Origin of the sequence: uncultured Pontibacter sp. (assembly GCF_947495565.1) — a bacterium.
GTDB lineage: Bacteria > Bacteroidota > Bacteroidia > Cytophagales > Hymenobacteraceae > Pontibacter.
In genome coordinates this window covers 84,997-107,920 of record NZ_CANLZM010000012.1, presented here as the reverse complement: position 1 = coordinate 107,920, position 22,924 = coordinate 84,997, and the positions used below count along the sequence as shown (strand labels likewise).

At 48.1% G+C, this 22,924-nt stretch carries 25 protein-coding genes; 6 read left to right on the top strand and 19 right to left on the bottom strand.

Annotated features, from left to right (window positions below; genetic code table 11):
• Positions 1-3: 3 nt before the first annotated feature.
• The 10 genes from gldN to Q1B04_RS15170 all read right to left on the bottom strand — a co-directional run bounded on the left by gldN (position 4) and on the right by Q1B04_RS15170 (position 10,044).
• The gene (gldN, locus tag Q1B04_RS15215; protein WP_299760285.1) at positions 4-864 is read right to left on the bottom strand and encodes a gliding motility protein GldN; all 861 of its coding nucleotides are present in this window, start codon (positions 862-864) and stop codon (positions 4-6) included.
• A 22-nt stretch (positions 865-886) separates the two neighbouring features.
• Positions 887-2,485, bottom strand: a complete 1,599-nt coding sequence (gene gldM / locus Q1B04_RS15210; protein ID WP_299760283.1) for a gliding motility protein GldM — start codon at positions 2,483-2,485, stop codon at positions 887-889.
• 51 nt (positions 2,486-2,536) lie between these two features.
• A complete protein-coding gene (gldL, locus tag Q1B04_RS15205; protein WP_299760281.1) occupies positions 2,537-3,337 on the bottom strand; it encodes a gliding motility protein GldL in 801 nt (266 codons plus the stop codon).
• A 78-nt stretch (positions 3,338-3,415) separates the two neighbouring features.
• Positions 3,416-4,432 (bottom strand): SUMF1/EgtB/PvdO family nonheme iron enzyme, encoded by a 1,017-nt coding sequence (locus Q1B04_RS15200; RefSeq protein ID WP_299760279.1) that lies wholly within the window; start codon positions 4,430-4,432, stop codon positions 3,416-3,418.
• A gap of 230 nt (positions 4,433-4,662) precedes the next feature.
• A complete protein-coding gene (locus Q1B04_RS15195; protein ID WP_299760277.1) occupies positions 4,663-5,625 on the bottom strand; it encodes a type IX secretion system membrane protein PorP/SprF in 963 nt (320 codons plus the stop codon).
• A gap of 162 nt (positions 5,626-5,787) precedes the next feature.
• The gene (locus Q1B04_RS15190) at positions 5,788-6,591 is read right to left on the bottom strand and encodes a uroporphyrinogen-III synthase (protein WP_299760275.1); all 804 of its coding nucleotides are present in this window, start codon (positions 6,589-6,591) and stop codon (positions 5,788-5,790) included.
• A gap of 53 nt (positions 6,592-6,644) precedes the next feature.
• Positions 6,645-7,823 (bottom strand): DUF4271 domain-containing protein, encoded by a 1,179-nt coding sequence (locus Q1B04_RS15185; protein WP_299760273.1) that lies wholly within the window; start codon positions 7,821-7,823, stop codon positions 6,645-6,647.
• Positions 7,824-7,921: 98 nt separating this feature from the next.
• Positions 7,922-8,329: a hypothetical protein gene (locus tag Q1B04_RS15180; protein WP_299760271.1), complete on the bottom strand. Its 408-nt coding sequence runs from the start codon at positions 8,327-8,329 to the stop codon at positions 7,922-7,924.
• Entirely contained in the window at positions 8,313-9,047 is a 735-nt protein-coding gene (lipB, locus tag Q1B04_RS15175) for a lipoyl(octanoyl) transferase LipB (protein ID WP_299760269.1), read from the bottom strand. Before lipB ends, Q1B04_RS15180 begins: the two co-directional genes overlap by 17 nt.
• A gap of 1 nt (position 9,048) precedes the next feature.
• On the bottom strand, positions 9,049-10,044 hold the full coding sequence (locus tag Q1B04_RS15170) for a bifunctional phosphoglucose/phosphomannose isomerase (protein ID WP_299760267.1): 996 nt from the start codon (positions 10,042-10,044) through the stop codon (positions 9,049-9,051).
• A 52-nt stretch (positions 10,045-10,096) separates the two neighbouring features.
• Between Q1B04_RS15170 and Q1B04_RS15165 the strand changes: the two genes are divergently transcribed.
• Positions 10,097-10,459 (top strand): YraN family protein, encoded by a 363-nt coding sequence (locus tag Q1B04_RS15165; RefSeq protein WP_299760265.1) that lies wholly within the window; start codon positions 10,097-10,099, stop codon positions 10,457-10,459.
• Positions 10,460-10,882: 423 nt separating this feature from the next.
• Here the strand turns inward: Q1B04_RS15165 and Q1B04_RS15160 are convergent, their stop codons facing one another.
• The 3 genes from Q1B04_RS15160 to Q1B04_RS15150 all read right to left on the bottom strand — a co-directional run bounded on the left by Q1B04_RS15160 (position 10,883) and on the right by Q1B04_RS15150 (position 14,335).
• Positions 10,883-11,779: a hypothetical protein gene (locus Q1B04_RS15160; RefSeq protein WP_299760263.1), complete on the bottom strand. Its 897-nt coding sequence runs from the start codon at positions 11,777-11,779 to the stop codon at positions 10,883-10,885.
• Positions 11,780-12,063: 284 nt separating this feature from the next.
• Positions 12,064-13,884 (bottom strand): molecular chaperone HtpG, encoded by a 1,821-nt coding sequence (htpG, locus tag Q1B04_RS15155; protein WP_299760261.1) that lies wholly within the window; start codon positions 13,882-13,884, stop codon positions 12,064-12,066.
• 322 nt (positions 13,885-14,206) lie between these two features.
• A complete protein-coding gene (locus tag Q1B04_RS15150; protein WP_299760259.1) occupies positions 14,207-14,335 on the bottom strand; it encodes a hypothetical protein in 129 nt (42 codons plus the stop codon).
• On the opposite strand from Q1B04_RS15150, the gene Q1B04_RS15145 reads away from it, so the two are divergent.
• From Q1B04_RS15145 to Q1B04_RS15135, 3 genes are all read left to right on the top strand, one after another.
• On the top strand, positions 14,327-14,503 hold the full coding sequence (locus Q1B04_RS15145; RefSeq protein WP_299760257.1) for a hypothetical protein: 177 nt from the start codon (positions 14,327-14,329) through the stop codon (positions 14,501-14,503). The genes Q1B04_RS15150 and Q1B04_RS15145 overlap by 9 nt on opposite strands.
• Before the next feature lie 189 nt (positions 14,504-14,692).
• Positions 14,693-17,074: a TonB-dependent receptor gene (locus Q1B04_RS15140; protein ID WP_299760255.1), complete on the top strand. Its 2,382-nt coding sequence runs from the start codon at positions 14,693-14,695 to the stop codon at positions 17,072-17,074.
• 60 nt (positions 17,075-17,134) lie between these two features.
• Positions 17,135-17,668, top strand: a complete 534-nt coding sequence (locus Q1B04_RS15135; protein ID WP_299760253.1) for a hypothetical protein — start codon at positions 17,135-17,137, stop codon at positions 17,666-17,668.
• An 86-nt stretch (positions 17,669-17,754) separates the two neighbouring features.
• Here Q1B04_RS15135 and Q1B04_RS15130 read toward each other — a convergent pair whose 3' ends face one another.
• Positions 17,755-18,378: a YdeI/OmpD-associated family protein gene (locus Q1B04_RS15130; RefSeq protein ID WP_299760251.1), complete on the bottom strand. Its 624-nt coding sequence runs from the start codon at positions 18,376-18,378 to the stop codon at positions 17,755-17,757.
• A 260-nt stretch (positions 18,379-18,638) separates the two neighbouring features.
• Between Q1B04_RS15130 and Q1B04_RS15125 the strand changes: the two genes are divergently transcribed.
• Both Q1B04_RS15125 and Q1B04_RS15120 read left to right on the top strand, forming a co-directional pair.
• On the top strand, positions 18,639-19,205 hold the full coding sequence (locus Q1B04_RS15125) for a hypothetical protein (RefSeq protein ID WP_299760249.1): 567 nt from the start codon (positions 18,639-18,641) through the stop codon (positions 19,203-19,205).
• Between the two features lie 101 nt (positions 19,206-19,306).
• Positions 19,307-19,639 (top strand): DUF4286 family protein, encoded by a 333-nt coding sequence (locus Q1B04_RS15120; protein WP_299760247.1) that lies wholly within the window; start codon positions 19,307-19,309, stop codon positions 19,637-19,639.
• A gap of 67 nt (positions 19,640-19,706) precedes the next feature.
• Here the strand turns inward: Q1B04_RS15120 and Q1B04_RS15115 are convergent, their stop codons facing one another.
• The 5 genes from Q1B04_RS15115 to Q1B04_RS15095 form a co-directional block, all read right to left on the bottom strand.
• The gene (locus Q1B04_RS15115) at positions 19,707-20,174 is read right to left on the bottom strand and encodes a GNAT family N-acetyltransferase (protein WP_299760245.1); all 468 of its coding nucleotides are present in this window, start codon (positions 20,172-20,174) and stop codon (positions 19,707-19,709) included.
• Positions 20,175-20,319: 145 nt separating this feature from the next.
• On the bottom strand, positions 20,320-21,075 hold the full coding sequence (locus tag Q1B04_RS15110; protein WP_299760243.1) for an acyl-ACP thioesterase domain-containing protein: 756 nt from the start codon (positions 21,073-21,075) through the stop codon (positions 20,320-20,322).
• Positions 21,076-21,210: 135 nt separating this feature from the next.
• Positions 21,211-21,801, bottom strand: coding sequence for a hypothetical protein (locus Q1B04_RS15105; protein WP_299760241.1), 591 nt, complete (start codon positions 21,799-21,801; stop codon positions 21,211-21,213).
• A gap of 18 nt (positions 21,802-21,819) precedes the next feature.
• Complete coding sequence (locus tag Q1B04_RS15100; RefSeq protein WP_299760239.1) at positions 21,820-22,296, bottom strand: DUF5362 family protein; 477 nt, start codon at positions 22,294-22,296, stop codon at positions 21,820-21,822.
• A gap of 74 nt (positions 22,297-22,370) precedes the next feature.
• Positions 22,371-22,820 carry a hypothetical protein gene (locus Q1B04_RS15095; RefSeq protein WP_299760237.1) on the bottom strand — a complete coding sequence of 150 codons (450 nt, stop codon included), beginning with the start codon at positions 22,818-22,820 and terminating at the stop codon, positions 22,371-22,373.
• Positions 22,821-22,924: the final 104 nt, after the last annotated feature.

Below are 22,924 nucleotides of genomic sequence, written 5' to 3'. Positions count from 1 at the left end.
TGCTTAGTAGCTCCACAGACTATATTCATACTCTATTAGTGCTTCCAGTGCATCCTGTGAAGCCAGAAGACCTTTTTTCCCGCCACCATATATTGAAGCCAGGCTCTGATCGCCAGGATTCGATATTTTAGTGATGTATGAGCTGAACAGCCATAGGTCAAAAGCATCAGCTAAGTTTTTATGCTGAGCATCGTTCTGCGCGTTGTACCAGATTGCAGTTTCAGGGTTTGCACGGAATACACGGGCCAGATCGCTCATTTTAAAGCTTGCCACATTTTGCTCAAAGCCTAGTGGGTTAAGCGTAGCCGGCACCTTAATACTGATTGTCTGAATGTCGTGGTACATACGCGAACGCTTCTTATCAAAAACCACGTTCTCCTTTAACTCCAGCAGATACAGCTGCTTTGGAAAAAATTCGTTGCTTACAGGAGCAGCTTCAGTAGTACCAGTGCTCGAGCCCAGGGCAGCGCCCCATGCATCATCTTCCTCTTCCACCTCACCAAAACCAGCAGCAAGTTCTTCTTCACTCAAGCCACCTTGTTCCTGCTTAGGAGTCATGTTTTGGATGAACTCCTCGCGTGTGATAGGCGTGCTTACAGAGTCGCTTCTGTAGGCGGTAAGCTCTCCGCTTTTTACAGCTTCAATGATTACCTTCGTGATTTCCCTGTTTTCTGAAAACAATGGCTTGTTCTGCTTTTCACGCAGGTCAATTTTGCGCCAAACTGTTTTCTTGAAAAGAACATCAGACTCTGGAATAGGCCTCGCCGATGGATTGCTTGCCGTAGTATTAGATACCTGCTGTGCCATGGCACCTACAGATAACATTAAACCGGCTGCTACACCTATTGCTTTAACTAGTTTCATACTCCTTGTAAGCTTCTAAAATTTAATTTAAAGGAACGTTGAAGTTTGGCGTGCCAACATTTACGTCTACCGCATTGCCTTTGTAGTTCAGGCGCTTCACGTCCAGAATCTCGATCACAACACGGTCACCTTTGCTGGCTTTAGCGGCAAAGCTGGTTAAGTTTGCTGACGGGCCGTTAAATTCGCCCTGATCAACCGGCTGGTTTCCACGTACAAGGTACGCTCTCCATTTGGTTACTCTATAACGTGCTTCGTTAGGTAATAATTGCTTAAAGCCTTCGTCTGCTACAGCCTGAATTTCTACCGCTCTGAAAGATTGAGCAGGTACACCACGCTTTACGTCTATTGGTTTGCCGTTAACCAGTGCTACAATTTCTGGCTTAGGTATAGGGCGTACTTTAAACTTCTCAGAACCGATGGCATTACCGCCGCTGCTAACATTGATTGTAACTTCAGTACCGCTAGGGATAATGGTTACTTCACCTTTCTTAGCTCCTTTTACAGCAGTACCGCCTGATGCGCTAAAGCTTGGATCATACACAGCACCTAAAGCAGGTACTTGAATGTTCAGCTCGTTTGCACACTGGAAGTACAGCGCCTGCACAGATGCAGATTGTACTTGAATTACCGGCTTGGCTACAATGTACTCCTCTTCAACAGGGAATACTTTTTCTTCTCCATTCTGATTAATAACCACTTGCCCTTTCCAAGTTTGCTTTGAATTTCCATCAGCATCGTAGTTAGAGGCAGAAGCCACAAACTCTACTTTACCCAGGCCATTTTCAACTTTCACAGGCTTACCATTGAAGCTCATTTTAGGCGTAATGTTATCAGAAGAAGCAGCGATAAACATGTCAGCAGAGTATTTTGTACCTGCGGCTACCGTTTTAGACTCGGCACGCGCCATGGCAAAAATTTTCTCAAACTTGATGATGTCTGCACCAACCTGCTGTGCAAGCTTCTGCAATACATCCGCCTCATACTTTAACACCTCAGCTTCTTTTTGAGAAAGCACTGCCAAAGCAGCTACCATTGGTGTTTCCTCAAAGTTCAGCTGCGCAAAGTCTTTACGCTTTTGCGCCGGGTCCTTCTGTGCTACCGGATCTTCTTTCCCGCTTAGGGCAAGTTTTTGTGGAACCTGATCACTGTACTGGCGCAGGAACTTAGCATATTCATTCAGCTTTTGCTCTAATACATAGCCTTCGCCATTGTTCTTACTCGCAGCGCCAATCATTTTCATGGCTACAATATCATTACCTTCCGGTTGCTTGTATCCAGTGCCCTCTTCATTTTCTCCTCCTGTTTCAGAGATCAGCATCTGGCGCAGACCTTGAATATAGGAAACCATATCAGAAGTTTGTTGGCGTACGTCTTTCGCTGTTTTCAGCACACGCTGGTCATTAGCAGAAGGGGTTTTATTTTCTGCTATCGCAGCCTGTATATTCGATACGACCCCGGCGTTATCTGTCACTGTTTTTTTGTTCACTTCCTGCAATGATGCATCTAGGAACTGAAACTTTAACAGGATCGCCGAGCTCACGTTAAGGGCCAGAAGTGCGGTCAGTACTAAGTACATCATACCGATCATCTTCTGCCTTGGTGTCTCTTTTCCTCCAGCCATTTTATACTATATTAACTGTGTTTGTTTAGATAGAACTTATTTAACCAGGGTTTAGCCTTTCATAGCTGACAGCATGTTACCATACACCGTGTTCAGAGAGTGTAGGTTTTGCGTCAGGCGAGAAACTTCCTGCTTAAACTGTTCTGTATCTTTGCTGGCGTCAGTCAGGTTTTCCATGGCCATGCTCAGGTTGCCATAGAACTTGTTCATAGCCTTCAGGTGGTTGTTAGCATCCTGAAGTTCCATTTCGTAAACTGCGTTCAGGGCACCAAGATTACGGGTCATTCCCTGTACTTGGTTATGATATTCCTTTGCATCAGTTGCAGAAACAGCCATCTGTGAGATAGCGTCTGCTGTAGTTGCATAAGCAGTGTTAATTTTGTCTAACTGGCCGGCAGCAGCTCTTACACGTGTTGTGTATTCTTCTGTAGCGGCAGCTGCATTTGTCATGTCAGCCATGCTAGCAGCAGTTTCGCTCAGACGGTTAAGGCCCAGGCCAAGCTGGTTGATAGTTTCAGGCGTAATGTCAGCGTTACGCATCATTTCGTCCAGTTTACCTGTTACAGATGGTCCACCGGCTGTAGCACCTGCTGGCACAATACCTTGTCCGGTATAGTTCTCATCAAGTTGTGGGTATACTCTTGCCCAGTCTGGCTCGGCATGCTGTGGCTGAAACGCACTCAGGAAGAAGATAACTGCTTCCGTGCTTAGGCCAAGGATCAGCATCAAGTCGGCAAACGGCCAGTGCTGGATCTTGAACAACGCACCCACAATTACGACAGCAGCACCGATACCATAAATTTTTGGCATCAAAACGTCGAACAAGAAACTGCGACCTTTAGCTTTGCTCATTTTGTTTTCTAATTAAGTAGTGAACGATTGATTGAAAGGATTAATGGGGGATTGGTAATCTATTGGTTTATTTAATTATTAAAACTCGTTGCCTGATGAACGGCCCAGGTAAATCATAGCATTTCGGAAACCGATGTATGATCTGGCAGAGTCCTGAAATTCAAAGTTACGCGTTCCTGTCTCCAGGAAGTATGCGATATCTTTCCAAGAACCGCCTCTTACCACCTTGCGTGGTTCTGCGTCATCATTATATACTGGGTTCAAGTCCCAAGTAATTGGAACAGTAGCATCAGAGTAAGCATCTTCGCACCACTCTGAAACGTTACCGGCCATATCATAAAGGCCAAAGTCGTTCGGGAAGAATTGTGCAACAGGAGCTGTGTAAGTAAAGCCATCGCTGTAGTAATCGCCGCGGCCTGGCTTAAAGTTAGCTAACAAGCAGCCTTTTGCATTACGCAGGTATGGGCCACCCCAAGGGTAAACGGCCATATCACGGCCACCACGCGCTGCATACTCCCACTCAGCCTCAGAAGGCAGACGGAACTGCGGCATTGGTGCACGGCCATCTTCGGCGTTAGCCTGATTTTTGTGCTTGGTGCGCCACTCACTAAAATATTTGGCAGCAAACCAATCCACACCCACTACTGGGTAATCATCAAATGCCGGGTGAGAGAAATAGTACTCCATCAGCGGGTCGCCCATGTGGTACGTATAATCCTTAACCCAAACGGTTGTATCCGGATACAGCTGAGTCATCACGTACTCCTCACCCAAAACATCCAGCGAATCTTCTGTCATCACGTTGATGAACTGACGGTATTCGTTGTTGGTGATCTCGGTTTCATCCATATAGAAGCCACCGATTGTCACCTGTTTGTTCAAGTTTGCCATAGATGCTGCTATGTCCTGATCAGCTTGACCCATGTGGAATGTACCGCCTGGGCAGGCCACCATACCGTAAGGCACTTCCTGCGGATTGTACTCTGGTCTGTCTTCAGCGCCAACAAGATCACCTTGAGGCCCGCGTCTCATACCACAGCTTGCAAGCAGTACCACCGCCAATGCGAAGGAAGACAGCTTAAGTAGTTTATTCATGATGACTGTTAAAAAGTAAAATTTTCTGTAATAGATTTTAGCACACTTTTACGAGTGTAGCAAATATATGAGAATTAGGAATAAATAAAAAACAATTCAGTACAACACCTTTTTTAATTTTTTTAACGCGGTAAGGTGCTGATTATTATTGGGATGTATCACTATTTTTTTATGCACTTTTTAAAGAATCGCCCATAAAAGTAAAAAAGTAATTACAATTATGGAGCAAGTTACCTTGTAAAAAAGTAGCGGGGGGTTCTAACAGGAGGTTTAAACCTTATTACCGGCTCTGGCAAGCGGTAGTTGACCATAACCTCGTGCGAGGTGGCGGCCTTAGCTGATTTATTAAAGGTTGTTAAATCAAGTGAGTAGCCTACCCGCAGTGCATTGTCCTGAAAAAGAGACACTCCCACAAGTGCACTAACAGCTTCTTCATGACGATAATTCACTCCGGCCCAATATTTTTCTAAATACGTTACACGGCCACCGGCATCAAAGGAGAATGTTTCGGTATCGTGTTTCAGCAAAACTGTAGGGGTGAGGACAAGGTCTGACGAAAGCGGCAGGTGATATCCGGCTGTAACGTAAATATGATTTTCGCCTAATAGCGTACCGTTACCGGTTCTGGCAGAATCTGCAAACTCATACTCAGCTTTCAGCAGGTTTGTAACGCTGCCGCCGGCATAAAACGTCTCAGACTCGTACCACACGCCTGCACCCAGGTCATACTTGGTATCTTCGCTATTAAACGGCACATTCGGGTCGCCCTCATCAATGGCGCGGTAACGGCCTTTCTTATAGTTGTTAACATTACCTTGCACGCCCAGGCCCAGCTTGCCGGTTTCACCTATATTAATGTGAAAAGAGTAGGATAGAGCCGCTGTAAGTATAGTTGTGTTGGCAATTTTGTCCCGCATCAGGTTTAGGCCCACACCACCGTGCAGCAGCCTGACTGGCGTGTGCGCTGACAGGAATAGTGTCTGAGGCGAACCACCGTCATCAAAAGAGGCATCGTAGCCGAGCCATTGGTAGCGGTAGATAGACATAAACTCTGGCCGGTTGGTTATGCCAGCGTAGGCAGGGCTTAACTGCATGCCATTAAACCCATAATGGGTAAACTGAGGTTGTTGCTGCGCCATCACAAAAGGTGCCGCAAGGAGCACCAGCAACAGTACAGGTAAAAGCTTTTTCATAGGCTGCGGCAAGTAGGCAAGGTTAGGATAAGCTATTTTGCACAGAACGCTTTTCAAATATAGCTATTAAACACTAAAACGCAAATGCTGGTCTGCCTAATGCAGCATCAGCGTTTGCGTTTTAGTTAGTATGCAAAACAAGCTTAAATGTTACGTTGCCGCTTATTTTTTTGCCTCTTGCATTTGGTTCTGTATGTAAACTTCAATGGCTCCTGTCATGGATGGCGCGTTTGGCATTGGCGCCTCTATATCCAGCTCCAGGCCTGCATCGCGCACGGCTTTGGCTGTTGTGGGGCCAAAGGCAGCAATGCGCGTGTTGTTTTGCTTAAACTCAGGGAAGTTGATAAACAGCGAGTGAATGCCTGATGGGCTGAAGAAGGCCAAACAGTCATAAGTCACATCATCCAGGTCAGACAGGTCAGCGGCCACAGTCTTGTATATGATCGCCTCTGTATGCTTTATCTTGTTTGCTGTAAGGAACTCCGGAATATCATCTTTGCGGATGTTAGAGCAAGGGAACAGGAACTTCTCGTTTTTGTGCTTCTTGATTACCTCGAAAAGATCCTTGGCTGTTTTCTCGCCTACAAACAACTTGCGCTTGCGAAGCGTGATGTACTTCTGCAGGTAATAGGCTGTCTGGTCAGAAATACAGAAGTACTTCATATCGGCAGGCATTTCTATCTTGCTCTCCTGGCAGATGCGGAAGAAGTGATCAACGGCGTTGCGGCTCGTAAAAATAACGGCAGTATGGGCAAGTATATCCACTTTATCTTTGCGGAACTCCTTAAAAGGAACCGGCTCCACCTCAATAAACGCCCTAAAATCTACGTTTATGCCATACTTCTCCGCTATAGACAGGTACGGAGAGTTGTCTGTAGTAGGCTGTGGTTGTGTAACCAGAATACTCTTGATCGGAAACTTGTGTCTTTCAGGGTTCGCAGAGCCCTTTGCTTTGCTTTCAGCCATATTAAAAAATGATGCTTATAAGTTCGCCTGCTGCGATACCCGCTGCGCCATACCTAGAAATTGAAAACTATCAGCTCCAGCATAATGGCAAGCGGAATCACTTCTGTGGCGCAAAGGTACGAAAATAAATGCAAATTTATCACTGAGGCTTTCTTATTTACGGTGTAAAACACTCGCAGGATCGTGATAACCAGCACCAACGACACCGCCAGGCTCGATATAAGCAGGATTGCCTCCGGCATCATCATATTTAAAGAGAGGTAGAGCAGCATTACCAGCGGCAGAAACAGCCCCATAAACAGAAGCGACCTGAGAAACTCCCGGTACTGCACCTGCACCAGACTCTCCAGGCTAAACACAAACGACATCACCTTCAGGAAAACATACTTCAGCAACACAATACTGAAGATCAGCAAAGTATAGAAAAGTATTTTGGTGGTAATATCAGCCTCCGATACTGGGAATAAGCGGTTAAACAGCCGCACATGCTGCACATTAGTATGGATAGCGGCGATAAGAAGAGCCAGCGAAAGCGAAAAAGCCAGCACAAACAGCATGTTAGAGGCCGCGCCTATCGGTTTGCCTACCGCGTACATATCTTCCTGCGGGTTGGAACGGAGAAAGCGGTTCAGGTCAAACTGGCTCTTGAAATCGGCTGGGTAGCTCACGCGCAGCAAACCGTAGATCAGCCCTATCAGCAGCATAAACATAATAAAAGCGTTCTGGTTAACGTACTCCCGCACCTGCACCGAAAAAGGCCGCTGGCCTGCTTCCTGCTTTGAGCCGGCCACAAGCGGCACGTTACGAAACGTACTTATGTTTGGCTGCGCCGCCGGGTGCCACACTGTTAACAGGTATTTTCCTTCCACAGGATCGATATCGCTGCTAAATGCGGTTAGGTTTAAAGTATAGTTTGCGGCGGAATCGGCTTTAAATATAAGCTTATTGTTCAGGAAAAGGCATAAATCCTGGGGAGCGGCAAAAGCAATGTTAAAAGGCTGGGCCTGCGTAATCGGCACCCATTGGTGCAAAGCGTTATAGTTTGCGTGCTGGTTGGCCACATAGGGCATCAGTTGCGCTCCATCGCCGCGCTGCACCAGCCAGTTGCCTGTAATGGTGTTTTTCTGCTCCAGCGGCAACACCTGCCCCTGCACAGGCACCTGCCACGCGCCTAGCCATACTATAAAAAGTATAATTAAGGTGATGCTATACTTTGGGAGCGCTCTAAGCACGGCGTAATGATTTCTGAATGAAGCGAGCAGTTGATTGTTTAAAGAAGAAACCCGAAATAACTGATTCTTTATATTTTCTTTCCTTCTGCGGAGTATGATTAGGAGTGAAGCACACCCTCCATTTGCAGCATACTGATCTCGATCAGGTTTTCTTCTATGATAGAGTCGGGTACAAACACAAAGCGTTTGTCGTAGATTTGCCGATCAATGTAGTAGCTAACCCAGTACTCGTTGTTGATGTGGAAAATACCTGGATCTATGGGCTCTACCTGCACAAAGCTCTTCGCCTCCACGCGCTCAAACATGTGGCGCAGCACAGAAGTCTTTACCTCTTCTCCGCCTACCACACCGTAGCCCTTAGAAGCTACCAGCACGTTCTCGACAGGGAAATTATTATAGTTGATCAAGTATACATTCCAGGCGGGTTGTCCGGTGGCAACGTCTGTGTGCTTGGCGACAGCCACAGCAATCCCCTCTACCGTCCCGAAATCAATGTCCTTCTTCATGCGCAGCGGTTGTAATGGTAGCCCCAAATAAGGTGGCTATATGCTTTAATAGTTTATCTTCTACCTCAGCCAGCGGCACCTCATGCCCCAGCTCTTTGGCCAGCGAAGTTACAGCTTTATCAGAAATCCCGCACGGTACAATGTTGTTAAAGTAGTCGATATCTGTGTTAATGTTGAAGGCGAAGCCGTGCATAGTCACCCAGCGACTGCATTTTACACCCATGGCGCAAATTTTACGCGGGTTGCGCTGTTCCACGTGGTCGAGCCAAACGCCGGTAAGTCCCTGTATGCGGCCCGCCTCTACGCCATACTCCGCCAACGTAAGAATGATAGCCTCCTCCAAGAGGCGCAGGTACTTGTGAATATCAGTGAAGTAGTTTTCCAGGTCAAGGATAGGGTAACCCACAATTTGGCCGGGGCCATGGTAAGTAATATCGCCGCCGCGGTTAATTTTATAGTAAGTCGCACCTTTGGCCTCCAAGCCCTCCTTGTTCAGCAGCAGGTGCTCTTCGTGGCCGCTTTTACCGAGCGTGTACACGTGTGGGTGCTGGCAGAAAAGCAGGTAATTGGGCGTTGCCACCTGTGCATCCGGCTCTGCCGCACGGTTCTGCACTTTAATATCCAGCGTGGCAGTAAAAAGCTTGTCCTGGTAATCCCACGCTTCCTTGTAGTCAATCAGCCCCAGGTGCTCAAATTGGATTTTGGTATTTTTTTGCACGTTATACTTTAGAAATTTCCCCTTTCAGGTAGTCAATGTTTTTGTTACTATTCGGATCCATGCCATTAAGCTCGGCCAGGTACATCGATACCCAGTCGAAGAGATGCACCAGGTAGAACACCTGCTCCAAAAACGTAGCTCCCACGGCTTCAATCTCCAGCACCTCCTGCCCTTTGCGCGTAAAAACAGGCTTTGTAAGATCCATGCGCAGCCTCACCCGCTGATTATCGTAGGTGGTCTTGATGCATAAAACCACCAGCTGACCGAATAGTTTCTCCGGGTTTTGCCATCCTTCAATCTCGTTGTGGTTCATCTCCGGAATCTTGTTCACGTGCGCCAGCTGCTTAGCGTTTGCGTTTAACTGCTGCTGAAAGCGCACTGCCACGGCCTCAAAGGTATCACTGGCATAAATAACTGGCAACTTACCCTGAAAAGCGCTTGCCAGCGCACTTGCCTGTACTTTTATGCTTCCAACCTGCTCTTCCAGCAAGGTAATGCTCTGCCTTAGCTCTGTTTTAAAAGTATCATCCAGCAGGCCGGCATAATGCAACAGATATAGCTGCTGCACTAAAGTATAGCCTAGGCCCGCCCTCGGGTGTTTAACTGCGCCGGGCACCGCAATATGGGGTATGTTATTCTTCTGTGCAAGCCGAAGCATTTCGCCGCCAGAAGTAATAAAGCCAATATTTGCATCGGCTTCCATGGCCTCACGCACATTTGTGATCGTCTCCTCGGTGTTACCAGAGAAAGATGTTGCGATAAAAAGTGTGCTGTGGCTTACAAAATAGGGTAAATTGTAGGCTTTATGTACAATTACCGGCACTTCTAACTTATCAGACACGTAAGCCTGAACAATATTGCCAGCTATGCCGGAGCTACCCATTCCAGAAAAAACCACATTGCTGTATCTTGGCCCTGAGAAAGCAACAGTGGCACTTTCTCCGATTTCAACAGCGTGGCGTAACTGCTGGATAAAACCTTCAGTAAGTTCTTTCATAATATGCTAAAGTTGCGCATCAGCCTTAGCTGCTGCAAAGTACAAGTTTTATATGGCTTCTCAAATCAGTAAGCATCTCCATACCGGCCATCTTGGCGAAAACCACGCCGCTACTTATCTGCGGGAGCAGGGCTATACTATCCTGCGGCAAAACTATAGGTATAGACGCGCTGAGATAGACATCATTGCCCAAAAAGAAGATCTGCTCGTGTTTGTAGAAGTGAAAACAAGGTCTACTAATAGGTACGGGTATCCGGAGGAGGCGGTTAACAACAGGAAAGAAGCGATGCTACTAAGTGCCGCCGAGGAGTTTATACTGCAGGAGGAGTGGCAGTATGAGGTTAGGTTTGATATTATTTCGGTTACGTTGGGTTCTCCGCTAGCTATACATCATATTGAGGATGCTTTTCATTGAGGCTTACTTTCTGGTGCGGGTATCAGCTTGCCATTTATACTTTAGCCGCTGCTTCTGGCGATTTGAACCAAGCTATACTTGCTAGCTTCTGTTTATCCTTGGATTTATAACTTGCCCGTTTCATCTCTGGCCTTGGCTCCCTCCAGGCGGGGGTAGGGGCCCTCTTTAAAGGAGGCCTCGTCCTGGGGGAAGGGGCCCTCGATAAGGGCATCGCGCTGTCTACATTTCCTTTGCTCCTGCGTCGCAATTTCGCTGAAGCGAAACCAGAAATCTAGAAGGCGCTCAACCCAAGAACTGGGAATTATTTCAATAGCCGCTGCTGACGGAGCTTAAACAGAATTCCCCACCTTAGACTAGTGAGAACGGGAGTTCGAAACTAGCGAGCGTAGCTCTGAGGGGTTAGGGGTGGTTGGATTCGCCCCCTTACTTACTACTCGCCTGCGAGCGTTTGTCAAATTTGCCGCGCTCGAAGATTGGGGTGGCATGGCGGTCGTATTCCCTGATCAGGTAGGGCTCGTGCGGAGCATCGTAAGCGGTTTTAGGGTACTGGTACTCGTAATGGCGGCGATTGCGGAAGTCATAGTAGTTAATCCAAACGCCTATTTTACGGCCTTTCTCATACTGCCCGCTCCACTCCAACTGGCCGTTCTCATAGAAACGGTAGTAAGTGCCCTGCACCTCTCCGTATTCGTAAGGTATAACTTCTTTGATCTTCTTGGTATCGCCGTAGTAAGTCACCACTGCATCGCGCAGGAAGCCCTTTTCATAGTGCTCCTTATCTACCAAAGTATGGTCTTCGTTGTTGCGGTATTTCTCCCAACGCAGGTGTTTAGTGCCCACGTAAAAGTAGCCTTCTTCCACCACCTCACCGTTCAGGGTTTTCTTGTATGGGCCGTGCAGCACCTTATAGCGGTCTGTGTCTTCTACGTTAGCGCCTGAGCGGGCAAGCTTGCCTTTTTTGGTATCGTAGTAGTATTTGTAGGGAGCGTACTGATCCGGCTCCTGGTGCTCCGGGAGGTACCCGAAAGTTTCGAGCGTTTCTTTGGAGCGGCCGCCGGTTTTGGTGTAGCCGCGCTTAATCTTATAACCCAGAAACTCGCGCTTACTGCGCTTTACTTTACGCTTCTTCTTTTTCTCGGCGATCTCTTCCTCCAGCGGGTTCCTTGTTTCCACGGTAGGCAGTGTGGTGTCGGCAGAGGCCAGAGCATCAGATTTCACTTTGCTGCTTTCCTTCAGGCGCGCCATATCCAGATTATAATCGCTGTTCCACTGAGGCTGTCCGCAGCTGCCCAAGCTTAGCAATACAACGCCTATCAACAAAGTATAAACCGCGTTTCTCAATTTTGAATGAGTGATTTTTGAATGAGTGAATGCTTGGTAAGGACAGCTATACTTGCCCGCCTACACCGATAGCAGTCAACGACTAACAATCAGCAATTAAATAAACGTAAAGATGCACATTATAAGTATATGCACCAACATGCTATTAAGCCCTATAACTACGCCTGCCGCTGGTAAGTTTCATTTATACTTGCAGGGCGCGCGAAAGCAAAAAAGGCAGCACCCGGAGGGCACTGCCTTAAACTGTAAGTATAAAATAGGTATTATTCCTTTGTCATGATGTCGAAGCTGCGCTTCACGAAGTTGGTAAGGGCGGCACCCGACAGCATGTTCTGCGACAGCAGGGCAAGGTCGAAAGCCTGGCGGGCCAGCTTCGTTCTTTCCTCGGCCTTCAGCACACGCTGGTTTAGCGGGTGGTTTGCGTTAACAGTAACGTTGTAGGTATCCGGCATATCGCCCATAAACATCATGCCGCCACCGCCTGCACGGCTCATGTCCTTCATGCGGCGCATAAACTCGGGCAGCGTTATTACCACCGGGGCATCGTCCGGCGATAACGGTGCTACTTCCACCATCATGTTCTTGTTGTCGATGGCCTGCTCGTAAACGCCTTTCAGGTCTTCCTTCTCGGTGTCGTTCAGTACGCTTTCCTTCGCCTCGTCGCGCTCTATCAGCTTGTCCACTGTTTCAGAGTCTACGCGCTTCAGCGTGGTTTTCTCCAGCTTCTGCTCCAGCATACCTATAAAGTGGCTGTCAATTACGGTATCCAGTTTCAGCACATCGTAGCTGCGGTTCTGGGCCGCCTCCACGTAAGCGTGCTGCTTGTCGGCATCGGAAGTATACAGCAGCACCAGCTGCTCGTTTTTGTCCTGCTGGTTGGCCGCAACCTGCGCTTTGTACTCCTCTATAGTATAGTATTTGCCCTCGGTGCTCTGCAGCAGCACAAAGTCCTTCGCTTTTTCATAGAACTTGTCGTCGCTCAGCATACCATACTTCACAAACACGCTGATGTCATCCCAGTTGGTTTCAAAAGCGGTGCGGTCTTTTTTGAAGATCTCGTTCAGCTTATCCGCCACCTTTTTAGTGATATAGGTGTTGATTTTCTTCACGCTGGAATCGGCCTGCAGGAACGAGCGACTTACGTTCAGCGGAATATCCGGCGAGTCGATGATACCGTGCAGCAGCATCAGGAACTCCGGCACCACGTCCTTCACCTCATCAGTAATAAACACCTGGCGCGAGTACAGCTGAATCTTGTTGCGCTGGATCTCGAAATCGTTTTTAAGCTTAGGGAAGTATAAAATACCCGTCAGGTTAAACGGATAGTCCACATTGAGGTGAATCCAGAACAGCGGCGCCTCCGACATCGGGTAGAGCTCTTTGTAAAACGCCTTATAGTCCTCGTCTGTCAGGTCGGCAGGCTGTTTTGTCCAGATCGGGTTCGGGTTGTTGATGATCTCTCCCTCAAACTCCACCGGCACCGGCAAGAACTTGCAGTACTTATCAAGTATGGTTCGAATGCGCATCGGCTCCAGAAACTCCTCCGAATCCTGGGCTACGTTAAGTATAACATTAGTGCCGCGTGTCTCTTTGTGGGCAGGGGCAATGGCAAACTCGGTGCTGCCGTCGCAGGTCCAGTGGGCTGGCTCAGAGCCGTCTTTATGAGACTTTGTAACGATTTCCACGCGCTCCGCCACCATAAAGGCAGAGTAGAAGCCCAAACCGAACTGGCCGATAATCTGATCCTTCTCGCCGCCGGTTTCTTTGTAGCGCTCCACAAACTCAGTGGCACCCGAAAAAGCGATCTGGTTGATGTACTTCTTAATCTCCTCGGCTGTCATACCGATGCCGTTGTCGGAGATGGTGATGGTTCTGGCGTCTTTATCAACGGCCACTGTCACCTTCAGCTCGCCCAAATCGCCTTTATACTCGCCGATAGACGATAGCCGCTTGATCTTCTGTGTTGCGTCCACGGCGTTGCTTACCAGCTCGCGCAGGAAAATCTCGTGGTCTGAATACAGGAATTTCTTGATGATCGGAAAAATATTCTCGGTGTGGATGGAGATATTACCTCTTTCTTCCATTGTCTATACTTTATAGGTTAAGGTTGATCTTTTGCTGATTCTATACTTAGAGCACTTTCAAATCCTGTTCCAGAGGCTCCCACTGTGACAGGTTGTCAGAATGCAGCGAAAAAATCACCTGCTTCGGCAGATTTTTACTGTACCAGATTAAACCTTGGCCCGGCAAACGCATCTATGTAGGCAAGCGTAAGATGCATTTTATACTTGTCCGTGCAATAAAAGCATGAATAGAAGCAGTTTATAAATGCAACATTATGGAATTTAATATATCTTTGTTCTTGTTCCTGACCTAGGAGTGCACCGCCACATTCACTATATCGCCTTAGTTCTGCTTCTGCTGTTCTGCAGAGCGATGGTTCCGGATGCCCTTATCCAGGAGTTGCACCCGCACACGCATACTGTCCATACCGACCACGCCGACACGCATGAGGCGCAGATAGGTATGAAACACAAACACTGCCAGGTAGAGGATGTGTTTAACACGCCTTATCAGGGCACGGCGCTTTCCGTAGAATTTAAACCTGTTACCCATACTACTGTACATGCCGCTGCTTATACTTACAGCTGGCAAAGCAGCAACACTCACTTATACTTCCTCCGAGGCCCTCCCGTGGCCTGATTTTCAGCTAGTCCGCACATCGCCGCTAAATTTCAAAGTATGGCAACGGCCTGTGCACACTATTCCTTTCCACTTATTGATAACCTTTTGGGCACCTGCTGCTTCTGGCAAGGCGGCTGCCATAGTAAGGGTTTATGGCTATAGTATTTGTAGCTGCTATTTTTCTTATTGCTGAAATCCGAAGAAGTGTTGAAGAAAAAACAAATCCATAGAAGTATACTTCTCGCGCTTATGCTGCTAGTGGCACAGCCATCTCGGTTGCTGGCACAGTCGCTGCCGGCGCCGCTCCTGGAGGATGCCGAGCAGGATTGCGGCCTCACCATCTCAGGTAAGGTGCTGGACCACGACACCCGCGAGGCGTTGATTGGGGCTACCGTTTATATACCTGAGCTGGACCGAGCCGCCGTAACCGATGCGTACGGCAATTACCACCTCCACCAGCTGTGCCGCGGCACTTATACTTTACAAGTAACTTATATAGGCTACGAGACAGAGCGTTTTAGCGTAAAGCTCACCTCCTCCGCCACCCGTGACCTGCAGCTGCATTCAGATGCCCGTGTGTTGCGCACAGTGGAGGTAACCGGTGAGCACCTGCGGGAGCAGGCCCAGACGCAACAGACGCTGTCGGGGCGGGAGCTGGAGCAGACGCGCGGGCTTGCACTTGCTGAAACATTAAAAGGCATTGCAGGTGTAACTTCTTTGCAAACCGGCCCCACCATTTCTAAGCCTGTTATTCATGGTTTGCACAGCAACCGTGTACTTATACTTAACAACGGCGTGCGGCAGGAGGGACAGCAATGGGGCGCAGAGCATGCCCCGGAGATCGATCCTTTTGTGGCTTCTGAGGTAAAGGTAATCAAAGGAGCCGCTGGCGTACGCTACGGAGCCGATGCTATTGGAGGCGTAGTGCTGGTAGAGCCAAAACCCCTGCCTAAAACACCCGGCATCAGCGGAGACCTGCACCTGCTGGGCAGCACCAATAACCGGCAGTTGGCTACCTCTGCCACTGTAGAAGGCAACCTGAAACAGATACCACCGCTAAGCTGGCGCCTGCAAGGCACGCTGCGTAAAGCCGGAAATGCCAAAACCCCGGATTATTACTTAGAAAACACTGGGCTAGAGGAGAAGAACTTCTCTGCGGCAATAGGCTACAGCAAAGAGAAGTATGGAGCAGAATTATTTTTTAGCCACTTTGGCACCAAGCTGGGAGTTTTGCGGGAGTCGCATATCGGAAATGTGCAAGACCTGCTGTATGCCATTGAGCGCGGCAGGCCCAGCAATGCTGACAATGCGGAGTTCAGTTACAGCATAAACCGCCCGTACCAGGATGTGCAGCATGACTTGCTGAAAGCGAGAGGTTACTGGCAATTGGGCGAGGCGGGCAAGCTGGAGTTTGTATATGGCTGGCAGCGCAACCTACGCGAGGAGTATGACATGCGCAGGCGCGTAAGCCAACTGCCTACGCTACAGCTCACGCTTAACACGCATACCACAGAAGCTATATTTGAGCACGAGCCACTGGGTAATTTTACAGGCTCTGTGGGTGTAAGCACCATTTACCAGAAAAACACCTACCAGTACAGCGACTTTTTGCCATACTTTACTGGCACCACAGCAGGCATTTTTGCCACCGAAAAATGGCAGAAGGGCCGGCTGCAGCTAGAGGCGGGGCTTCGCTACGACTATAAGTACCTACAGGTAAAAAAACTGGAGAATAACCGCGACCTGATACAGCCGGAGTATGAGTTTAACAATATATCCGGTACATTTGGAGCTATGTATGATGTGGGCTACCATCTTACTTTTGGGCTGAGTGCCACCTCGGCCTGGCGCGCTCCCGGTGCCAACGAACTCTTTAGCGAGGGCGTGCATCATAGCGCCGCTACTTACGAGGAGGGCAACCCGGCGCTGAGGTCGGAGCAGGCGTATAACCTGGAGTTTTCAGTGGATTACTTTAGCAACCCGCGCCTCAACGGTTCGCTTAGCCTCTACCACAACTACATCCGCGATTATATCTACCTGGCTCCGCAGCCAGAACCAGTGCTCACAATACGCGGCGCTTTCCCTGCTTTTGCATATACTCAGGCCAATGCCACCCTTACCGGTGCAGACCTGAGCCTGGATTACAAGATTGCCACAGGGTTGATGCTGGAGTCGAAAACCTCACTGCTTTACGCCCGCAACCACAGCACCGACGACTACTTGATTTACATGCCTTCTAACCGCTTTGACAACAGCCTGCGCTATGAGTTTGGGCAGTCCGGCAACGGAGGCAAGTTTTCGGATGCTTATGTTTCAGTGGGTGGTTTGTATGTAGCAGAGCAGAAGCGGGTGCCTACAAAGTCGGAGCAGGACTTCGCGCCAGCGCCGGAGGGTTATTTCCTTTTACAGGCCGAGGCAGGCACAACTGTTCATTTTGGCAAGCAGCCCGTGGAGATTGGCATCACAGGCAACAACCTGCTAAATACCGTATACCGGGACTACCTCAACAAGCTGCGCTACTATGCAGATGAGCCTGGCCGCCTATTCATGCTCCGCATTCGGGTACCATTCAGTTTTAGTAAAAATTAATTTTTAGTATCATTTATCATAAAACATCGTATTGTTGTACATTCCTTAAACACCTATATCATGAAAAAACTATTTAAACCTTATCTTACAGCATTCTTACTAGGCGCTCTTATGATCTCTACCACTGCTTGCAGCGATGATGATGATCCTGCACCGATTGAAGAAGAGGAGAACATCACCTCGATGACGCTGACACTGGAGCCGGTTTCTACAAACAAAGGTGCTACCACAGCAAACGCTACGTTTACTGCCGGCAGCACTCCAACTTTGCAACTGGCCCCAAATACACAGTATAATGCTACGATCACATTCAATGATAATATTGAAGACGAGATCAGGGATGAGGCTGAAGACCATGAGGTATTTTTTAACACCGCTGAGAACTTGCTGGTGGTGCAGAAAATCATGCCGGATGACTTCGATTCCAATGGTCGCCCGGTAGGTTTGATGACCAGAATGATTACTGGCAACGCCGGTGAGTCTGGCACTCTTACTGTTACGCTGAAGCACCAGCCAGGCCTGAAAGACGCGAATAGCGATATTTCGGTAGGCGAAACTGACGTTGAGGCTACTTTCACTGTTTCGATACAGTAAGTAAAGTATACATAACCGCACATAAAAAAGGAGTCGTGGCTTAGTTGCCACGACTCCTTTTTTATGTGCGGTACTTAAGCTCGATACTATTTCTGAGCGACTTGCTCCACAACTTTGGCAATGCGGCGGGCACGGGTTTCGGGCTTCTTGGCATCCAGCACGGCCACTACATGCTCCTTCCGGTGGGTGAAGGCCATACGCTCAAAGGCCTCCAATGCCTCTGCCTGCGCTAAGGCCGCTTTTAAATCTTCTGGTATCACTACGGTTTTAGTTACTCTGTCTATTCCTGGCATGTCCACGCCAAACATAGAATCCTGTTTGCGCTCTGTTTTGTGCCTGAACCGCAGCGCCGACCATACCTCATCCACGGCTACCTGCCGCACCGCCTCATACTGCAGGTCCGCCATCAGTTGCCAACCCTTATCGCGGGTAAGGTCTGTTTTAATGCCCGATGATTTTTTTGGATAAGCGATCCAAAGTATACTTTCGGGTTGCGGCGGCGCAGTTTGCAGCTGCACCTGCTCTAACGCTGCGGCACTCTGCACAAAAATCAACACTGCCGTATAAGCCCTCAAATCCGCAAGTTTACCTGCTGCTTGTGTACATGCAAAACCTTCTTCTTGCAGCGCCTGCGCTACCTGCTCGGGTGCGTGCAACAGTAATAGGTGTTGTTCCGTTTTAAGCTGTAGTTTCTTTCCCAGTTTTGCCATGGCTTTTATCGTAAGTATGATAGGGCTAAGCTAACATTAAAATTACATTCCTGCACCTGCTACGGCGCTTTTGGCAACAGCACGCGTGTATTTTAGCAGCTCGGTATAGCTCCTGCTACGCAGCTTGCCCCTTTCACATACCCCCTTAGAAGCTCAGAAAGGGCGCTTAACTAATCTTTTCTCTCATAGCAGCAACATTAATCAGGTATGTATAGTATAAATTAATATATATAAAACCATATTCTTTAATATAAATGCGTATGAATAAAATATCTACTCCTGTAATTTCCGTGATAAACCGAATCGCCTTATTGTTACTCCCACTGACTTTTGTGGCGGCCTGTTCTGCGCACGTGGAACGTGAGCCGGAGCAAAAGCAGCCAGATGCTGCAGTGGCTGTGGTAGCTTCTAAAAAGGTACCTACTGTAACAGTAGCCTCTTTCCAGAATCAATCTGACGAGGTTTATTTCGACCTCATCGCCAAAACATCCAACTGCTTGGGCGAAGACCTGTGGTTTGGAGGAAAGCTTGAAAGCCATAGCAAAGCAGTATTGGCAAGTTCAGGAGCCTACTCACATCAAAAAGTGTATAAAGTAACCGAGCTTACTGCCACAGGCCTTAACAGCAACAGCAGCTACAAAGTTGACAACAATGCCAACACGCTGCACGCCGTGGTTGACAAAGACGGCGTGATTTTCCTGCAGCTAAGTCAGGGCCAGCTACAACTGGTGCCGCAGGCAAACGGAGAATCAGTGGTGTTAGCGTATCAGCCAAATGCTAACGAAGGTTACTTTGATGGCTCAATAGGCCGCTGGAGCTGCAAATAAGCTTGTAGCGCAAAGTATAAAAGAAGCGCCTGTGCCGAGAGGGCACAGGCGCTTCTTTTATACTTTCAACCATATTAGCCGGGTTTTTCGTAATTTTGGGTATGATATTGTATAACGAGACTATAAGTATAGATAACGTCGTAGCCGATGAATGGCTACAGTGGATGAAGGAAGTGCATATTCCGGCAGTGATGGGCACTGGTTTTTTTCTTGGCAACCAGATTAGCCGCCTCCTGCACGAGGTAGCCAACGACGGCACTACGTACGCTGTGCAGTATACCTGCCACAGCATGAACGACCTGGAAGAATATCAGCGTGACCATGCACCCAAACTCGACACGCGCCACCACGAGCGCTACCAAGGCAAATATGTAATTTTCCGCTCTATGCTAGAGGTTGTTGCCCGCGATGTGGAGCGCCAATCAGAGAAATAAAGTATAAATACCTAGCAGCACTAAGCCAGCGATTTTCTGTAGTCGCTGGCTTTGCTGCTTTTGCCAATCAGTCTACGTACTTCTGTATCTGCTCTTCGGTCATGTTGCAGTTAATCCACTCTGGGTCCAGGTTGGCCCCGATTTTTTTGTAGAAAGCAATGGCTGGCTCGTTCCACTCCAGCACCTGCCACTTAAAGCGTTTTGCTCCGGTTTCCTTTGCCTCACGCGCTACAGCGTTAAACAATTTTTTGCCAATACCCGTGCGCCGCAGCCGCTCTGTTACCACCAGGTCCTCCAGGAACAGCATTCTGCCTTTCCAGGTGGAGTAAGCAGTATAGTAAAGTGCTATGCCAACCACACCCTCTTCGTTTTCGGCCACAAAGAATTTATAGATTGCATTCTCGCCGAAGCCGTCGCGTTCCATTTCTAGCAATGATGTAGTAACCTCCTGCGGCGCCCGCTCATACTCGGCTAACTCCTTTATCAGGTTATATACCTGCGGCAGGTCGTCTATCGTTCCTTTTCTTATATTCATGATTAATTGTTGATTATTTATTGTTGATTGCTAAATAGGTGGATGGTTAGACTGTTGCTTGCTACGCGGCGTGTTATAACACCCTATTTCTAACTTTCTAACTTTCTAACTTTCTAACTTTCTAACTTTCTAACTTTCTAACTTTCTAACTTTCTAACTTTCTCCACGCTGTTTGGGCCTGCACCAGTTCTTTGCCGGTTGCCTGGCTGGTAAGTTGGTGCAGGTATAAATTCTCTTCCCCCGTGGCAGGTGCAGCGGCTGAAGTTACCGTATCGCCAAGTATACTTTCTGACTTAAAGATAATGTCGATTTGCTGCAGTTGGTTTTGCTCCAGTAACTCTATGGGCAAGGTGTCTAGGGTCCATTGCAGGTAGCGCGTGTTGGTTACGTGGCGGTTCAGGTCGATGTCGTGCCAGCGCACGGGGATCTGCTGCTCTTGCTGTGGTTCTTGCAGTTGCGGTAATTTCTCTTTGGCGAAGGGTAGCGGCTCGCTTTCCGGCACCACTTCCACGGCCATGATAAAATCAGGCACCGACACCAGTTGCCGCTTCACCACATCCATCACCAGCCACACGCTGGTTGCCTGCCCCAGCAGCTCTCGGGCTTCATTGTAAATCCTGAAATCGCGGTGCAGGAAAACGCGTTCCCGGCCCGAAGCCCAGGTTTCCACGGTTATATTATCGTTGTGCGCTGGGTACCGAAATATTTCCACGCGCATGCGCTGCAACACCCAGGTTAAGCCGCGCTCCAGCAAATCATACATGGATATGCCCAGGTTGGCGGTATTTTCCCAGGCGGCTTCCTGCATATAACCAACCAGTGCCGGCATGGTTGCCTGGCCACGGTAATCTATCTCGTTGGAGCGTACGGTAAATTTACTTTCGCCTGCCCTTGATTTCATCGCTTGTATACTTGGTTCTCTGCGAAGGTACGCAAGAATAGCTGCTGCCGCCATACTTTGGTCAGCCTAAAAAAGTACAAGACCTGCCGTTAAAGTGGCAGGTCTTGTACATATATCGAAATGCTTTCCTTTGCTTTAGCGCACTATGGCATTGATTTTCGGTTGCAAGATCCACACTCCGATTGGGTAAAACCAGATCATGAAAAACTCGCCGGCAAAGTCAGAGAAGTTCACTTCCCGCTGCAGCTCTACTGTTTTTATAGTTTTAGCAACGAAGTACAGCGTATAGAAAATACAGAACATAGACAGCAGGTGCAAGGGTACAATTATAGCAGCTATGCCTCCTATGAATCCACCGCTGGGCCCTTCGCTGCTAACAACAAACTGCATAAAGCCGCCAATAAACAGCGCCAGCAACAGCATGTACAGCATCGGGATCAGAAAAAGCACTTTAAACTTTTTCACTTTCATATGCACACTCTCTGGCACATGTTGTTGTAGACCAATAGCCACTGCCCAGAACCACCCAAAGTAAACGGCCATGAAAATAATCATCATTACCGGGAAAAGGCGAAAATAAGAGAACATAAACTGAGGGGCCGGGGAGCCTTCCCGCCCAATGCTTGTGAATACTATTCCCATCATTATCACCTGGAAAATAAGTGGAATCCCGAAGGTCAGCAGAAACAACTGCCAGTGTTTTGCTCTTAGAAATCTGTTAACCATACTCGTTGCTTTTTAGTATTACATCATAGAGCCAATGCCCATGCCTAAGAACACGAACAGCATAGCCGACACGTAAAAGCTCAGCATAATAATAGTGAGCACGCCCATAAACTTGAAAAGCGACTTCAGGTTAGCGAAGGAGGTAACAAGCAGCTCTTCGTTTTGCAGGCGCAGCGCTTCCTGCATTTTACCTGAGAAACGGTACAGGTATAGCACCGGAAAGAAGTATAACAGCGCGAAAAGCAGGTAAAAAAACATAAAGAAACCTCCGCCAATCATGCCGGCTGCGCTACCGCCAGACTCCTCTGGCAGAGACATAGATCCTATGGCAGTTCCGGCAAACAGCGCTATTATCACCATAAGTCCTATACCTATAAAGCCAACGATCGCTAAAAATTTACCCCATTTGGCTATTTCGCGCAGGTAAGCGGCGGAGGGCAGTGTAATGGTAAGCGATTGTGGCTCAGGCGTATTGTCATAAAAGTCTGTTTCCATTTTTAATGTATTAGTTGTTTAATGATATGATCAGAGCTGTTAAAGTATAAAATAATGGCTATACTTCAAAAAACCTATACTTTTGCGCCAGCCAGCAGCAACACAAGCGAGCCCGCAAACAGCACCAGGAAAAGAATCAGCATGATCACCAGGAATTTAAACAGGATTTTAAGCTTGCCGATGGCCTTGCCCACTTTTTGGCGGCTCCGCTCCTCAACTCCTTGCTGCATGCTTGAGGAGAAATTATAGAGGTACAACGACGGGAAAAAATATACCAGCGCCACGAAGGCATACACGACAATGGTGAAGCCGGAGAACCCCACATTAGCTGCGCTCTCTTGCAGAACAGGGCTTTCTACCATCTGCTGCATAAATAACCCGAATACAAGTATAAACCCTGCCAGTATGAACCCGAGCACGGCCAGCACTTTACCCCATTTAGCTGTACCAGAGAGGTTTTGCAGCAGCCTTACATCCAGGTACAGCTCATTTGGACTTTCGTTAGTATGTGTTTCAGATCTCATGCAACAGGTTTATACTTTATAAATTAGAATTACCTTAAATATATTAAAAAGCTTATCCAGAACCGGGTCTTTTATAGTTTCGTTTTGCTGATGAACAAAAAAGC